The 15,517-nt window shown below is 73.9% G+C and carries 12 protein-coding genes; 5 read left to right on the top strand and 7 right to left on the bottom strand.

Annotated elements, in window-relative coordinates; all coding sequences use genetic code 11:
- Complete coding sequence (locus ASG49_RS15530; protein ID WP_056543581.1) at positions 1–837, bottom strand: sulfurtransferase; 837 nt, start codon at positions 835–837, stop codon at positions 1–3.
- 16 nt (positions 838–853) lie between these two features.
- Between ASG49_RS15530 and ASG49_RS15535 the strand changes: the two genes are divergently transcribed.
- Positions 854–1,513 (top strand): thymidine kinase, encoded by a 660-nt coding sequence (locus tag ASG49_RS15535; RefSeq protein ID WP_056543584.1) that lies wholly within the window; start codon positions 854–856, stop codon positions 1,511–1,513.
- Positions 1,514–1,623: 110 nt separating this feature from the next.
- Here ASG49_RS15535 and ASG49_RS15540 read toward each other — a convergent pair whose 3' ends face one another.
- The 3 genes from ASG49_RS15540 to ASG49_RS15550 all read right to left on the bottom strand — a co-directional run bounded on the left by ASG49_RS15540 (position 1,624) and on the right by ASG49_RS15550 (position 6,168).
- Positions 1,624–2,775 (bottom strand): alkaline phosphatase family protein, encoded by a 1,152-nt coding sequence (locus ASG49_RS15540; RefSeq protein ID WP_082534191.1) that lies wholly within the window; start codon positions 2,773–2,775, stop codon positions 1,624–1,626.
- A 5-nt stretch (positions 2,776–2,780) separates the two neighbouring features.
- Positions 2,781–3,371 carry a DUF5998 family protein gene (locus ASG49_RS15545; protein WP_056544899.1) on the bottom strand — a complete coding sequence of 197 codons (591 nt, stop codon included), beginning with the start codon at positions 3,369–3,371 and terminating at the stop codon, positions 2,781–2,783.
- Positions 3,372–3,450: 79 nt separating this feature from the next.
- The gene (locus ASG49_RS15550) at positions 3,451–6,168 is read right to left on the bottom strand and encodes a bifunctional GNAT family N-acetyltransferase/acetate--CoA ligase family protein (RefSeq protein WP_056543587.1); all 2,718 of its coding nucleotides are present in this window, start codon (positions 6,166–6,168) and stop codon (positions 3,451–3,453) included.
- A 77-nt stretch (positions 6,169–6,245) separates the two neighbouring features.
- On the opposite strand from ASG49_RS15550, the gene ASG49_RS15555 reads away from it, so the two are divergent.
- From ASG49_RS15555 to ASG49_RS15565, 3 genes are read left to right on the top strand one after another with little or no spacing between them, the layout of a single operon-like run.
- On the top strand, positions 6,246–8,723 hold the full coding sequence (locus ASG49_RS15555) for a DNA topoisomerase (ATP-hydrolyzing) subunit A (RefSeq protein ID WP_056543590.1): 2,478 nt from the start codon (positions 6,246–6,248) through the stop codon (positions 8,721–8,723).
- Positions 8,724–8,727: 4 nt separating this feature from the next.
- Entirely contained in the window at positions 8,728–9,438 is a 711-nt protein-coding gene (locus ASG49_RS15560; RefSeq protein ID WP_056543593.1) for an LppX_LprAFG lipoprotein, read from the top strand.
- A 7-nt stretch (positions 9,439–9,445) separates the two neighbouring features.
- Entirely contained in the window at positions 9,446–11,242 is a 1,797-nt protein-coding gene (locus tag ASG49_RS15565) for an MFS transporter (protein ID WP_056543598.1), read from the top strand.
- Here ASG49_RS15565 and ASG49_RS15570 read toward each other — a convergent pair.
- On the bottom strand, positions 11,208–12,041 hold the full coding sequence (locus ASG49_RS15570) for a hypothetical protein (protein ID WP_156384381.1): 834 nt from the start codon (positions 12,039–12,041) through the stop codon (positions 11,208–11,210). The two genes, ASG49_RS15565 and ASG49_RS15570, sit on opposite strands and share 35 nt — an antisense overlap.
- Before the next feature lie 82 nt (positions 12,042–12,123).
- Here ASG49_RS15570 and ASG49_RS15575 point away from each other — a divergent pair, with 82 nt between their 5' ends.
- Positions 12,124–12,624, top strand: coding sequence for a carbonic anhydrase (locus tag ASG49_RS15575; RefSeq protein WP_056544901.1), 501 nt, complete (start codon positions 12,124–12,126; stop codon positions 12,622–12,624).
- Positions 12,625–12,637: 13 nt separating this feature from the next.
- Here ASG49_RS15575 and ASG49_RS15580 read toward each other — a convergent pair whose 3' ends face one another.
- Positions 12,638–12,823, bottom strand: a complete 186-nt coding sequence (locus ASG49_RS15580; RefSeq protein WP_056543604.1) for a hypothetical protein — start codon at positions 12,821–12,823, stop codon at positions 12,638–12,640.
- 328 nt (positions 12,824–13,151) lie between these two features.
- Complete coding sequence (locus tag ASG49_RS15585) at positions 13,152–15,215, bottom strand: type IIA DNA topoisomerase subunit B (RefSeq protein WP_056544904.1); 2,064 nt, start codon at positions 15,213–15,215, stop codon at positions 13,152–13,154.
- Between the last annotated feature and the right edge of the window lie 302 nt (positions 15,216–15,517).

Below are 15,517 nucleotides of genomic sequence, written 5' to 3' on the forward strand. Positions count from 1 at the left end.
TCAGCCCTCGTCGCGGCCGGTCGCCACCGGGCGCGACGGGTCGGTGACCCACTCGCTCCACGAGCCGGGGTAGAGCGCGGCCCCCGGCATCCCCGCGACCTCCAGCGCCAGCACGTCGTGGGCGGCGGTGATGCCGGAGCCGCAGTAGACCGCCGTGGGGCGGTCGCGCGCCGCGGCGTACACCTCGGCGAGGGCGGCGGGGTCGAGGAACCGGCCGTCGTCGCCGAGGTTGGCCCCGGTCGGGAGGTTGCGCGCGCCCGGGACGTGCCCGGCCACGGGGTCGACCGGCTCGGTCTCCCCGGCGTAGCGCGCGGGGTCGCGGGCGTCGAGCACCACCCCGGACGCCACCACCCCCGGCAGCTCGTCGGCGGTCACCGTCGGCATCGCCCCGGGGCGCACGACGACGTCACCGGGCTCGGCGACCACCGGGCCGGTGGCGACCTCGAGGCCGGCCGCGACCCAGGCGCCCCAGCCGCCGTCGAGCACGGCGGTGTCGGCGTGGCCGGCCCACCGCAGCAGCCACCAGCACCGCGCGGCGGCACGCCCCTGCCAGTCGTCGTAGACCACGACCGGGCGGTCCTCCCGCACGCCGGCGGCCCGCAACGCGTCCTGCAGCCGCGCGGGGTCGGGCAGCGGGTGGCGGCCACGGTCGCCGGGCGGGTCGGCGAGCGCCGTGTCGAGGTCGACGTACGCCGCCCCGGGGACGTGCCCCGCGGCGTGCTCCTGCGCGCCCGGCGGCCCGCCGAGGCGCCACCGGACGTCGAGCACGGTGACCTCGTCGAGCCGCTCGGCGAGACGGCCGACACTGATCAGGGGGCTGGGCGAGGAGGGCTGCATGGCATGATCCTGCCCCGTGGCCGAGCTCCAGTTCTTCACCGGCACCATGGACTCCGGCAAGAGCACCCTGGCGCTGCAGACCAACCACAACCACGCCGCCCGCGGTCGCGCCGGGCGCATCTTCACCAGCCACGACCGCGCCGGCCAGGCGCTGGTGTCCTCGCGGCTGGGCCTGACCCACGACGCGCTCGAGGTCGACGAGGACTTCGACTTCTGGCGCTACGTCGTCGACGAGCTGACCCACGGCGCCCGCATCGACTACCTGATCTGCGACGAGGCCCAGTTCTACTCCGGCCGTCAGGTCGAGGACCTGGCCAAGGTCGTCGACGAGCTGCAGATCGACGTCTTCGCGTTCGGGATCCTCTCGGACTTCCGCACCGAGCTGTTCGCCGGCTCCCGCCGCCTGGTCGAGCTCGCCGACCGGATGCACGTGCTCCAGGTCGAGGCGCTGTGCTGGTGCGGCAAGCGGGCCACGCACAACGCCCGGTCGGTCGACGGCGCGATGGTCGTCGAGGGCGAGCAGGTGGTGGTCGGCGACGTCGAGGGCGACGATCCCGACGCGGCCGTGCCCGAGGTGGTCTACGAGGTGCTGTGCCGCGCCCACCACCGTCGCCGGATGACCGCCGCCCGCGCCCGCGCGGTGTCGATGGTCGCCGAGCCGCTGCCGTTCGCCTGAGCGACCGGCCGCGGCGCCCGACCACTGCGTGAAGGGCTCGGGAGAGGGTGGCACGTGCCACGGTCTCCCGAGCCCCCCTGGACCGGCCCCCCGCCGACCGCGGCACGGCCTCAGCAGACCAGCAGCGGGATCTCCATCTCGCGCGCGGTGAGCGAGCCGTGCAGGCCCACGAGGCGCATCTCGTAGGCGAAGTCGACGGAGCTGAACAGCGCCCAGTCGTCGTGGGCGGCGACGACGACGTCGCCGATCCGCAGCCGTACGCCGGCGTCGACCCGGCCGAACCAGCCGCGGGCCACCGCCTCGTCGCGGGTCAGCACCGTCGCCCGGCCGGCGAGCTGCTCGCGCCAGGCGGCCGCCACGTCGTCGCGGGCCCCGGCGTGGCAGTAGACGTGACGGAACCGCGCCTCCCCGCCCAGCAGGGTGACGCCGTCGCGCAGGCCGGGCAGGGCGTCGAGGTCGAGGCTGGTCGCCGGGGTGGTGTCGACCATGCCGTGGTCGGCCACCACCACCAGTCGCACGTCGGCGGGCAGCGCGTCGCGCAGCTCCTGGACGTCCTCGTCGATGTCCCGCAGCTGGTGGCGCCAGCGCTGGGAGTCCACGCCCGCGCGGTGGCCGTGCCAGTCGAGGTCGCCGTCGTAGACGTAGGTCACCGACGGCCGGTGGACGGACGCGGCGACGGCGCCGGCGACCCGCTCGGCGACGTCGTCGGCCCCGACGTAGGACGCGCCCCGCTGGCCGGCCCGGGTCAGCCCGGACCCGGCGAAGTCGCGCTTGCTGACCACGGTGGTGTGCACGCCGGCCGCGCCGAGCCGGTCGAAGGCGGTGGCGTGCGGCTGCCACACGGTCGGCTCGACGGGCTGGTTCCAGAACAGCGCGTTGAGCAGCTCGCCGCTCTCGGGGACCCGCGAGGTGAAGCCGACCAGGCCGTGCTGCCCCGCGGGCAGGGCGGTGCCCAGCGAGGTGAGCGAGGTGGCGGTGGTCGAGGGCACCCCGCAGGTGACCGGCGCCTCGCCGAGCAGCGAGTGCAGGAAGGGCGCCTGGGACCGGTGCTCGGCGAGCAGGCGGTGGCCGAGGCCGTCGACCAGCATCACGACGTACGCCGGGGCGGGGGGCAGCTCGAGACCACCGGTCGGCAGCCCTGCGTCGACCCCGAGGGCGCGCGAGACGGCGGGCAGCACGTCGGTGAGGGTGCGGCCCGCGCCGGAGAGGTCGGGCTCGACGAAGTCGGTGTCCGCGGGGACGGGCCCGAAGGGTGCGGGCACCCGCCTCAGCCCCGGGTGCGGGCCGACAGGCTCTCGGCGAAGACGAGCAGGTCGTCGACCGCGCCCTGGCCCTCGGCCGCGGAGCTGACGCGCAGCGAGAAGTCGTCGGAGGCCAGCACGCCGGTGTAGCCGTGGTCGGCCTCGCAGTCGGGGTCCGAGCAGGCGGCCGGCTCGAGGTCGAGCCGGTTGAGCCCGCCCCAGCCGACGGTCAGCACGGCCTCGCTAGGCACGGGCTGGCCGCCGCCGGCGAACTTCTCGGGGTTGGCCACCATCCGGTTGACGACCACCGAGCGCACGGCCGAGAGCCGCACCGCCTCGGTCGAGGTCGAGGTGTAGGGCTCGGGCAGCAGGTCGTCGGGGGCGTACTCGTCGGTGTGGCACAGGATCAGCCGGCTGGCGGTGAGCACGACGACGGTGATGTGGCGACGGACCTCGTCGCGGTCGATGGTCGGCTCGTGGTGGACGAGGAACGCCTCGACCTGCTCGCCGGCGACCGCGGCGCCGACCCCGGCGGCCACGACCTGGGGGTAGTAGCCGGTCTTCTCGATGGCGGCCACCAGGTCGCCGAAGCGGTCCTGGGCGGTTGCGGGACGCATGGGCGTCATCTTGTCACGCCCGTGGGGCAGCGGCTCCCGGCCGCGCACACGCCGTCGCACCGGGGGCTCCGACCGCGCCTCAGCCGGGCAGCGTGTCGGCCGCGGGAGCGGTCAGACGACGCACGAAGAGGTCGGAGCGGGCGTCGGCGACCTGGTCGACGCGCGCGGTGGCGTGCAGCACGCTGACGCCCTCGGCGTTGGCGTGCACCAGGACGAGGTCGAGGGTGCTGACCTGCGGCAGGTCGATCTTGAGCTGGGCCACCCGGCGGATCAGCTCCTCCACCGCCTCGACGTCGACCTGCTCGCTGCCGCGGAAGCCGAACAGCAGCGGCGCGGCCTTGACCGAGCGCACCGTCTCGGCCGCGTCGAGGGGGCTGATCGGGGGGATCCGGAAGGCCCGGTCGCCCACCAGGTCGGTGAGCGCCCCGGCGATGCCGAAGGAGACGGCCGGGCCGAAGAGCGGGTCCTCGAGCCCGTTGACCGCGATGGGCACGCCGGGAGGGGCGGTGCGCTGCACGACGAACTCCGCGTCGGCGGGGTTGCTCACCAGCTGGGTGAGCGACTCCCAGGCGTCGGCCATCTCGGCGGCGTCGTCGATGTTGCGCCACACGTGGGCCTGGTCGGGCCGCTGCCGCAACCGCTCGGCCGTCGCCTTCAGCACGACGTCCCAGCCCAGCCGCTCGCCGGCCGCCACCGCCTCGTCGGCGGTCGAGACGAACGCGCGCTCCCACAGGTCGATGCCGTAGCAGGCGAGCAGGGCGCGCAGCTGCGCGTCGTCGAGCTGGTGGCCCTCGGGGTGGTGCATCAGCATCTCGTTGACCTGGCGGGTGGCCTGGTCGACCTCGATGCCCTCGAGCACGGCGGCCGACTCGTCGTCGCGGGTGCGCCACGCGGCGTACTCCGAGACGCGGGCCAGCGCCCGCACGGCCGCCTCGACGGCGGGGTAGGAGGGCACCGACCCGCGGCCGGCGGTGTCGCCGGACAGGTCGGGCACGCGCAGCAGCTCGGGCACGCCCTCGCGGCCGAGGAAGGTGGAGACCAGCGGCTTGTCGGACTGTTCCCCCACCGCGGCCAGCACGTTGGCGACCTCCTCGCCGCCCGCGTCCAGCGGCGGGATGTAGACCGCGACCACGGCGTCGACGTGGTCGTCGTCGATGGCCGCGTCGAGCGCGTCCTCGAAGTCCTCCGCGGTGGCCTCGGAGCCCAGCGCCGTCGCGCTGGTGACGGTGAGGCCCTGCGCGACGGCCGCATCGACGGCCAGCAGTCCGAGCGCGTCGGAGTTGCCCACGATCGCCACCCGGGAGCCCGAGGGCAGCGGCTGGTGGGCGAGCAGCTGGGCGACGTCGAACATCTCGTCGAGGGTGTCGACCTGGATGATCCCGGCCTGCTTGAACATCGCGTCCACGGCCTCGGGCGGCGCCGCGATGTGGCGCACCGCGTGGCCCATCGGGACGCCCTGGGTGGTGCGACCGGAGCGCACGGCGATGATCGGCTTGGCCCGCGAGACGCGGCGCGCGATCCGGGAGAACTTGCGCGGGTTACCGATCGACTCCAGGTAGAGCAGGATCACCTCGGTGGCGTCGTCCTCCTCCCAGTACTGCAGGAGGTCGTTGCCGGAGACGTCGGCGCGGTTGCCGGCGCTGACGAAGGTCGAGAGCCCGAGACCGCGGCCCCGCACCTTCTCCAGGATCGCGGTGCCGAGCGCACCGGACTGGCAGAAGAAGCCCGCGCGCCCGCGCGGCGGCATCACCGGCGCCAGCGAGGCGTTGAGCGAGACCTCGGAGGCGGTGTTGATGACGCCGAGGCAGTTGGGCCCGATCAGCCGCAGGCCGTAGGAGCGGGCGAGGCCGACCAGCTTGCGCTGCCGCCGCCGGCCCTCCTCGCCGGTCTCGGCGAAGCCGCTGGAGATGACCACGAGCCCGTGCACGCCCTTGGCGGCGCAGTCGAGCACGACGTCCTGGACCGCCTCGGCCGGCACCGCGACGATCGCGACGTCGACCTCGCCGGGGATGTCGCTCACCGTGGGGTAGGACGGCATCCCGGCCACCGAGTCGGCGGCGGGGTTCACGACGTAGACCCGCCCGGAGTAGTCGCCGAGCACCAGGTTGCGCACCAGCAGCGCGCCGATGGTGTCGCGGCGGCGGGAGGCGCCGATGACCGCCACGGACCGGGCGGTGAGGAACGCGGCGATGGAGGCGGCCTCGGATCGGTGCTCGCGGGCGGCGATCACCCCGATGGAGGTCTCGGTGGGGTCGATGTCGAACTCGAGGTGCATCACCCCCTCCTCCCAGCCGCCCTTGACCGAGTAGCCCTGCTCGCGGAAGACCTGGATCATCCGGCGGTTCTCGGGCAGCACCTCGGCCACGAACCGCTTCACGCCACGCTCGCGGCCGGCCTGCGCGAGGTGCTCGAGCAGCAGCTGCCCGATGCCGCGGCCCTGGTGCTGGTCCTGGACGAGGAAGGCGACCTCGGCCCGCTCGGGGTCGATGACGTCGTAGCGGCCCACCGCGAGGATCTTCTGGGCCAGCGTGATCACGAAGGCCACCCGCTGGCGGTGGTCGACGTTGGTGAAGCGCTCCACATCGCGGTCCGAGAGCGTCGGCATCGGCGCGAAGAAGCGGTAGTACTTCGACTGCTGGCCGACCAGGGCGTAGAACTCGACCAGCCCCTCGGCGTCGGTCGGCAGGATCGGCCGCAGGTGGGCGGTCCTGCCGTCGCGCAGCAGGACGTCGGCCTCCCAGTGGTCGGGGTAGTCACGGGGGGTGGGAGACGGGGTCGTGGTCTCCGGGGTGCTCACGGTGCGAAATGTACCGTCAGCCCCCCTCCGGCGTGCCCGGTCGAGGCTCGGGGGCCGGGCCGGGGAGAATGCCGGCCATGGCCCGACGTACGACGACACCGCCCCCCGAGGACTTCGAGGAGCACATCGTCGACATCGACGTCGGCGAGGAGATGCGCAGCAGCTTCCTGGAGTACGCCTACTCCGTCATCTACTCCCGCGCCCTGCCCGACGCCCGCGACGGCCTCAAGCCGGTGCAGCGCCGGATCCTGTACGCCATGCACGACATGGGCCTGCGGCCCGACCGCGGCCACGTCAAGTCCTCCCGCGTGGTCGGCGAGGTGATGGGCCGCTTCCACCCCCACGGCGACGGCGCGATCTACGACGCCCTGGTCCGGATGGCCCAGCCCTGGTCGATGCGGCTGCCGACCGTCGACGGGCACGGCAACTTCGGCTCGCCCGACGACTCCCCCGCCGCGATGCGCTACACCGAGGCCCGGATGGCCCCGGCGGCCGTCGCGATGACCGCCACCATCGACGAGGACACCGTCGACTTCCGGCCCAACTACGACGGCCGCGAGCAGGAGCCCGCGGTGCTCCCCGCCGCGATCCCGCACCTGCTGGTCAACGGCGCCGCGGGCATCGCGGTCGGTATGGCCACCAACATCGCGCCCCACAACCTGGTCGAGGTGGTCCAGGCGCTGCGCCACCTGGTCAAGCACCCGGGTGCCGACCTCGACACCCTGATGCGGTTCGTCCCGGGCCCCGACCTGCCCACGGGCGGCAAGATCATCGGCCTCGACGGCATCCGCGACGCCTACGAGAGCGGCCGGGGCAGCTTCCGGATGCGGGCCACCACCCGGATCGAGTCGGTCACGCCCCGTCGCAAGGGCATCGTGGTCACCGAGATGCCGTACGGCGTCGGCACCGAGCGCGTGGTGGCCGCCATCAAGAAGCTCGTGCAGGGCAAGAAGCTCCAGGGCGTCAGCGACATCGTCGACCTCACCGACGGCGCCCACGGGCTGCGGCTGGTGATCGAGGTCAAGAACGGCTTCCACCCCGAGGCGATCCTCGAGCAGCTGTTCCGCAGCACGCCGCTCGAGGAGTCCTTCGGCATCAACAACGTCGCCCTGGTCGACGGCCAGCCGCGCACGCTGGGCCTCAAGGAGATGCTCGAGGTCTTCCTGGCCCACCGCTACGACGTCGTACGCCGCCGCTCGGCCCACCGCCGCGGCAAGGCCGCCGACCGCCTGCACCTCGTGGAGGGCCTGCTCACCGCCATCCTCGACATCGACGAGGTCATCCAGCTGATCCGCTCCAGCGACGACGCCGCGACCGCGCGGACACGGCTGATCGAGGTCTTCGAGCTGACCGAGGTGCAGGCGACGTACATCCTCGACATGCCGCTGCGCCGGCTGACGAAGTTCTCCAGGCTCGAGCTCGACGCCGAGGCCGACGAGCTGCGGGCCACGATCGCGGCGCTGGAGGAGATCCTCGGCGACGACGAGAAGCTGCGCGCGGTGGTCTCCGAGGAGCTCGCCGAGGTCGCCAAGACCTACGGCACGCCGCGCCGCACCGTCCTGCTGGAGTCCTCCGGCCAGACCGCGAAGGCGACCACGCCGCTCGAGGTGGCCGACGACCCGTGCTGGGTGTTCCTGTCCTCCTCCGGCCTGCTGGCCCGCACCACCTCGCTCGACCGGCCCGGCGACGAGGGCGGCCGGGTGCGCCACGACGTCGTGGTCTCGGCCGTGGCCACCACCGCCCGCGGCGAGGTCGGCGTGGTCACCTCCGCGGGTCGCGTCGTCAAGCTGCCCGTGCTCGACCTGCCGACGCTGCCCAGCACCGCCAGCCACCCGCACCTGCAGGGCGGGGCGCCCGTCGGCGAGTTCGTGACGCTGGACGGCGAGCGCGCGCTGGCCCTGACCGGCTTCGACCCCGGCTCCCCCGGCCTGGCGCTCGGCACCCGTCAGGGCGTGGTCAAGCGGGTCGTCCCGGAGTTCCTCGCCGGCAAGGACGACTGGGAGGTGATCGCGCTCAAGGACGGCGACGTCGTGGTGGGGGCGGTCGAGCTCACGACCGGCCAGGAGCAGCTCTGCTTCGTGACCAGCGACGCCCAGCTGCTGCACTTCGGGGCCGCCGCGGTGCGGCCGCAGGGTCGCGGCGGCGGCGGCATCGTCGGGATCAAGCTCGCGGCCGGGGCCCGGGTGGTCTCCTTCACCGCGCTCGACCCCGCCGACGCCGTGCTCGTCTCGGTCTCCGGCGCCTCCAGCGCGCTGCCCGGCACCGAGACCGGGTCGGTCAAGGTCACGCCGTTCAGCGAGTACCCCGCCAAGGGCCGCGCCACGGGCGGCGTGCGCTGCCACCGGTTCCTGCGCGGCGAGGACGCCCTCGTCTTCGCCTGGGCCGGCCCGGGGCCCGCCCAGGCCGCCGCCGACAGCGGCGCGCCGGTCGACCTGCCCGAGCCGGTGCAGCGGCGTGACGGCTCGGGGGTGCCCTCGGCGCAGCCCGTGGTCGCCTGCTCCGGGCCCGTCGCCCGCCTGCTGGGGGCCTCCGCCTCGGGCGACGTGGCAGGCTGACGCCATGCCTGCGCCCACCCGCCGCCTCGCCTCCGCGCTGTCCGTCCTCGTGCTCGCCGCCACGGCCGCGGGCTGCGGCGGGGGCGGTGACGAGGCGGCCGACAAGCCCACCCCCACCGAGGTGATGCAGTCGGCCAAGAAGGCCTTCGACGACGCCGCGAGCGTGCGCGTCCAGCTCGCCACGACGTCCACGCCGACCGAGGGCAACGGCGTCCTGGGCGCCTCGGGCGTCGTGACCCCCGCGCCGGCCTTCGAGGGCGACGTCAAGGTGCTGCTCAGCGGGCTCACCGCCACCGTGCCGGTCACCTCCGTCGACGGCACGGTCTACGCCAAGCTCCCGCTGACCACGACGTACGCCGAGATCGACCCGACCGAGTACGGCGCCCCCGACCCGGCGAGCTTCGGCAGGGCCGAGGGCGGGCTCTCCTCGCTGCTGACCGACCTCGACGGGCTGAAGGAGGACGGGCAGACCCGCGACGGCGAGCAGGTCCTCACGACGTACGCCGGCACGCTGCCCGGCGACGCGGTCAAGCGGATCGTGCCCAGCGCCGACGCGCAGGCCGACTACCCGACCAAGGTCGGCGTGGACGACGACGGCCGCGCGACCACCGTGCGGATCACCGGCCCGTTCTTCGCCGACGGTGCCGACGTGACCTACGACGTCGACTTCTCCGACTACGACCGCGAGGTCACCGTCGACGCCCCGGCCACCTAGGCCTCCCGTGCCCGACGCCCCGGCCGCACGTCCCGACCCGGCCGCGCGGGTCCTGCTCGCGCTGGCGGCGGTCGCCGTGGCGTTCGCCGCGGCCGACACCTACGTCGTCGTGCTCGCCCTGCCCGACATGATGGGCTCGGTCGGGCTCTCGGTCGACCAGCTCCAGCGCGCGGCCCCGATCGTCAGCGGCTTCCTGCTCGGCTACGTCGCGATGCTGCCCCTCATCGGCCGGATCGCCGACCTGCGCGGGCGCACCCCGGTGCTGCTCGCCTCGCTGGTGGTCTTCGCGCTCGGCTCGCTGGTCACCGCCGCGGCGTACGACCTGCCGAGCCTGGTGGCCGGTCGCTTCCTGCAGGGCGTCGGCGGCGGTGGGCTCGTGCCGGTCACCCTGGCGCTGGTCGCCGACCTCTACCCCGCCGAGCGGCGCGGCGTACCCCTGGGCGTGGTGGGGGCGGTGCAGGAGCTCGGCAGCGTGCTCGGCCCCCTGCTCGGCGCCGTCGTGCTCGCCGTGGGCGACTGGCGCGACATCTTCTGGCTCAACCTCGCCGTCGGCCTGGTCCTGGCCGCCGCGATCCGGGTGCTCACGGTCCGGGGGGCGGATAGTCCGAGACGAAAAGCACCACCGGACGCCGGAGAGTCGACCGTCTCGTCTCGGACTACCGGGCGGCGGGTGCCCGACGTCGTCGGACTCCTGCTGCTCGCGCTGACCTTGACCGCCGGGCTGCTGGTGATGCGCCAGCCCGACGCCCTGGTCACCTCGGTCGCCTGGGGCGCCCCCTTCGTGCCGTACGCCGAGGGCGGGTCGGTCTGGCTCTCCCCGCTCGGCACCGCCGCGATCGTGCTCGCGCTGCTGCTGCTGGCGTGGTGCGTGCTGGCCCCGCGGCCGCTGTTCGACGCCCGCGGCTGGTGGGGCTCGGTGCGCGAGGCCGACCTGGTCGGGGCGGCGCTGCTCTCGGTCGCGCTCGGCGGCGTCATCCTCGCCTTCGCCACCGCCGACCCCGAGGTGCAGGTGTTCTCCGAGGCGGGGCCGGTCTACCTCGGCGTCGCCGCCGTGGCGGCGGTGCTCTTCGTGCTGCACAACCGCCGCGCGACCCACCCGCTGGTGCCGCACGGCGCGTTCCGCGAGCGGCCGGCGTGGGGCGCGGTGCTGGTGAGCTTCTTCGTCGGCTCGGCGCTCATCGCCGCGCTGGTCGACATCCCCATCTTCGCCCGGCTCACCGTCGCCGACGGCGACCAGCTGCAGGCGGCCCTGGTGCTGGTGGAGTTCCTGGTCGCGCTCCCGGTCGGGGCGCTCGTCGGCGGGTTCCTCGTGCGTCGGGTGCCGGTCGCGCTGGTCGCGGCGGGCGGGATGCTGCTGGCAGCGGCCGGCTTCGCGGTGATGACGACCTGGGGACCCGACTCGATGGGGCAGCTCTCCTCGGTCGCGGTGCTCGCAGCGGCCGGACTCGGGTTCGGCCTCGCTCTGGCACCGGTCAACGCCGCGCTGCTGGCCGCCACCCCCGACGCCGTCCACGGAGTGGCGAGCGCGCTGCTCGTGGTGGCCCGGATGGTCGGCATGCTGGTCGGGATCTCGGCGCTGACCACGATCGGGCTGCGGCGCTACTACAGCGTGCAGACCGACATCCCCTCCCCGCTCGAGGTGTGCGGCGACGGCCGGACCCGCTGCCCGGCGTACACCGAGGCGCTGTCGCTGGCCGGTCTGGAGCAGCTGCAGGCGATCTTCGCGGGGGCGGCGGTGTGCGCGGTCGTGGCGGCGGTGCTGGCGCTGCTCACCCTGCGGGCGGCGCGTCCGCAGCGCGGCTGAGCCCGAGGCCGCCCGCGTCGACCGGCGTACGCCGGAACGCGGCGAGCAGCCAGTCCGCCGGCTCGAACCCGGGGAGGCCGGTGCCCTTGCCGGCCAGGTCCGAGGCGGCGGCCCACGGGGCCCACCAGTCGTCACCGAGGTCGCTGCGCCACTCCAGGCTCCGGAAGGTGCCGTACAGGCCCAGCGGATCGTCCACGGGGCGCTCCGTGGTGGACCGCCCGGGCCACCACCGCGCGGAGGTGAGGGCCCGGTCGACCCCGAGCCCCCCGCCACGCGCAGCGGCGAGGTCGGCCGAGAGCCGTCTGAGCCGGTCCTCCGCGACGTCGTACGCCGCGCAGCGGTGTCGCACCAGGGTGTCGGGCACCTCCTCGGCCGGCACCGTCCCGGGCACCCACCGCATCGCTCCCGCGAGCTCGTCGTCGAGTCCGCGGAACCAGCCCGATGTGCCGACCAGGGCGACCTCCGCCGCGCCGTAGGTCTCCAGCAGCGGCACCGGGGGCTCGACCCCGGAGCGCCGCAGCGCGTCGACCAGGACCCCGGGCCGCGGGCCCAGGGCACGCAGGTGCCGGCCCTCCGCCCACGGCCGGTGGACCCAGCCGACGAAGCGACGGCCCAGCGCGCCGTCCAGACCCAGGAGCAGCTCGGTCGCGGCGACGTCGAGCGCGCGGGCGAGCGGGCGGGCCGCCTCCCGGGCCGCTTCCTGGTCGGCCTGCTGCCGCTCCCGGCGGAGCCGCTCGCGCTCCTGCTCGCGTCGCGCTGTCCGCCGTCCGAAGATCCGCACCGTCACCCCTCGTGTCACGGGCAGCCTGGCACGGCGGCGTGACCCACGTCGCGTCCGTCTCGCCTCGCGGGGCACCGTGGGGACGCACTACCGTCGGCACGTGGCCACCGCTGACTTCGACGACCTGCTCACCGCCAACCGCCGCTTCGCCGAGAGCTTCGACCTCGGCGGGTTCGACGGCGTCGCCCACGCCGGCATCGCCATCGTCACCTGCATGGACTCGCGCATCGACCCGCTGGGGATGCTCGGGCTCAAGCCCGGCGACGCCAAGATCTTCCGCAACCCCGGCGGCCGCGTGACGCCCCAGGCGCTCGAGGCGCTCGTGCTGGGCGTCCACCTGCTGCGCGTCGAGCGCATCCTGGTGGTGCCCCACACCCGCTGCGCCATGGCCTCGGCCACCCAGGAGGAGCTGCGCGAGCGCGTCTCCACCTCCGCCGGCCAGGACGCCTCGTGGCAGACCTTCGGCGTCGTGGAGGACCAGCGAGCCGCCCTGGCCGACGACGTCCACAAGGTCGTCGCCCACCCCCTCATCCCCGAGGGCACCGCCGTCGGCGGGTTCCTGTACGACGTCGACTCGGGTCTGCTCGAGCAGCTCGTCTAGCGCGGCCCGCGGCTCAGTCCTCGCGGCCGGGCAGCAGCGAGGTGCCCGTGGCCACCGTGGTGGCGTACGCCGGTACGCTCCTCACCCCCGCGGCGCTGGCCGTCTCCGGCGCGAGCGCGCCGACGCCCACCACGCCGATCATCGTCGCGGCCGCCAGGGCCGCCGTGGTCCGCCTGATCCGTGCGCTGATCGTCTCCATGCCCCGGAGCCTCGACCCGGTCGCTGTGGTCGGCGTACGTCGTGGCTGTGGGGTTGCTCTGGGGCCTGTGGGGGCCTGTGGGGCCCGCTGGTTCCCCGGACGTCCGGGGAACCTGGTGCTCGGCAGGCGTCGCGATGCCTGCCAAGCGACAGGAAAGGCTGCCGAGACTCCGATTCGTCCGGTATGCCGGGCCTGCGGCTCGTCGACCGGGCCCCGACCCATCTGGTGCGGTGCTGTGGTGCCCGAGTGCGGCGTACACCCCTTGTTCAGAAGCAATAACTCCGCGTTACATGGCGCCCGGCGCCCGGCCCCGCCCCGGGCCCGGACGTCAGGCGTCGATCTGGTCGGCGTCGACCTCGTAGGCGCCGGCGACGATGAAGTCCTTGCGGGGGGCGACCTCGCTGCCCATCAGCAGCTCGAAGACCTCGCTCGCCCGGGCGGCGTCGTCGGCGGTGATGCGGCGCAGGGTGCGCTTGCGGGGGTCCATCGTGGTCTCGGCCAGCTGGTCGGCGTCCATCTCGCCGAGGCCCTTGTAGCGCTGCACGGGGTCCTTCCAGCGGACGCCCTTCTTGGCCAGCTCGGCGAGCTTGCGCTGCAGCTCGGGGTCGGAGTAGGTGTAGACGTACTTCTCCATCCCCTTCTTGGGATTGGTCAGCTCGATGCGGTGCAGCGGCGGCACGGCGGTGAACAGCCGCCCCGAGGTCACCAGCTCGGGCATGTACTTGAAGAACAGCGTGGCCAGCAGGCAGCGGATGTGCGCGCCGTCGGAGTCGGCGTCGGCCATCAGGATGATGCGGCCGTAGCGCGCGGCGTCGAGGTCGAAGGTGCGGCCCGAGCCCGCGCCCACGACCTGGATGATCGAGGCACACTCGGCGTTTTTGAGCACGTCGGCGACGGTGGCCTTCTGGACGTTGAGGATCTTGCCGCGGATCGGCAGCAGCGCCTGGAACTCCGAGCTGCGCGCCACCTTGGCCGTGCCGAGCGCCGAGTCGCCCTCGACGATGAACAGCTCCGACATCTCGACGTCGTTGGAGCGGCAGTCGACCAGCTTGGCGGGGAGAGCAGAGGACTCCAGGGCGTTCTTGCGGCGCTGGGTCTCGCGGTGCTGACGGGCGGCCAGCCGCGTCTTGGCGGCGCCCGCGACCTTCTCCATCACCAGCTTGGCCTGGGCCTTCTCGGCCCGCTTGGTCGTGGTCAGGAACTCCTTGAGCTCGCGGGCGACGACCTTGCGCACCACCGAGCGGGCGGCGGGGGTGCCGAGCACCTCCTTGGTCTGGCCCTCGAACTGCGGCTCGGCCAGGCGCACCGTCACCACCGAGGTGAGGCCCTCGAGCACGTCGTCCTTGACCACGTCGGTGTCACCGGTCTTGAGCACCCGGCCCGCCCGCATCGCCTCGTTGAAGGTCTTGGTCAGCGCGGCCTCGAAACCGGCCACGTGGGTGCCGCCCTTGGGGGTGGCGATGACGTTGACGAAGGAGCGCAGCTCGGTCTCGTAGCCGGTCCCCCAGCGCAGCGCCACGTCGACGAGGAGCTCGCGCTCGACGTCCTGCGGGGTCATGTGGCCCTGGTCGTCGAGCAGCGGGACGGTCTCGGTGAAGGTGTCCCCGCCCTGCAGCCGCAGCACGTCGGTGACCGCCTCGTCGTGGGCCAGGAAGGTGCAGAACTCGGTGATGCCGCCGTCGTGGCGGAACGACTCGGTCACCGGTTCCGCGCCGCGGGCGTCGGTCAGCGTCAGCTCGAGGCCGGGCACGATGAAGGAGGTCTGGCGGGCGCGGGTGACCAGCTCGTCCCAGGTGAAGGTGGCGTCCTTGGTGAAGATCTGCCGGTCGGGCCAGAACCGCACCCGGGTGCCGGTGACCCCCTTCTTGACCCGGGCACCCTTGTGCAGCCCGGAGGCGGCCTCGAAGTCGCCGACCGGCCCCGCGTCGGCGAACACGCCCGGGACGCCGCGTCGGAAGGACATCCGCTGGGTGGCCGGCGAGCGGTCGACCTCGACGTCGAGCCGTGCGGACAGCGCGTTGACGACCGAGGCGCCGACGCCGTGCAGGCCACCGGTCGCGGCGTAGGACCCGCCGCCGAACTTGCCGCCCGCGTGGAGCTTGGTGAAGACGACCTCGAGGCCCGACAGCCCCGTCTTGGGCTCCTTGTCGACCGGGATGCCGCGGCCGTCGTCGTGCACCTCGGCCGAGCCGTCGGCGTGCAGCGTCACCAGCACGCGGGAGCAGAAGCCGCCGAGCGCCTCGTCGACCGCGTTGTCGATGATCTCCCACAGGCAGTGCATCAGCCCGCGGGTGTCGGTGGAGCCGATGTACATGCCCGGCCGCTTGCGGACGGCCTCCAACCCCTCGAGGACGAGGAGGTGCTGGGCGTTGTAGGTGTTGTCGATGACGATGACCTCGGGTCCGGGAGGGGCGGGTGCGGCGTACGTCGAATCTACCCAGGGCCGTCTCGCGGGGACGCGCCGCCACGCGTGGGTCCGGGGAGGTGTTGGCGGTGTGTGCTGCACTGGGCAGGGACGGACAGAGCACGACCCGAACGCGGGTCTTTGTCGGTTTCGCTCCCCCTCCACCGGGGAGCGGGCAGACTCGGATCCACGACCTGTGAGGCGCACCACCCCCACCGCGACGGTGGACACCTCGCCAACGGGAAGCATCGACCGTGGTTGACTGTTGTGACTGTCGAGATGAACGACCT

It is taken from the genome of Marmoricola sp. Leaf446 (genome assembly GCF_001424755.1).
In the GTDB taxonomy this organism is placed as follows: Bacteria; Actinomycetota; Actinomycetes; order Propionibacteriales; family Nocardioidaceae; genus Marmoricola.

Excerpts from the sequence above, each read along its gene's own strand:
- ASG49_RS15530 (WP_056543581.1), bottom strand. The coding sequence starts at position 837 with ATGCAGCCCTCCTCGCCCAGCCCCCTGATCAGTGTCGGCCGTCTCGCC.
- ASG49_RS15545 (WP_056544899.1), bottom strand. The coding sequence starts at position 3,371 with ATGCGTCCCGCAACCGCCCAGGACCGCTTCGGCGACCTGGTGGCCGCC.
- ASG49_RS15555 (WP_056543590.1), top strand. The coding sequence starts at position 6,246 with ATGGCCCGACGTACGACGACACCGCCCCCCGAGGACTTCGAGGAGCAC.
- ASG49_RS15560 (WP_056543593.1), top strand. The coding sequence starts at position 8,728 with ATGCCTGCGCCCACCCGCCGCCTCGCCTCCGCGCTGTCCGTCCTCGTG.
- ASG49_RS15580 (WP_056543604.1), bottom strand. The coding sequence starts at position 12,823 with ATGGAGACGATCAGCGCACGGATCAGGCGGACCACGGCGGCCCTGGCG.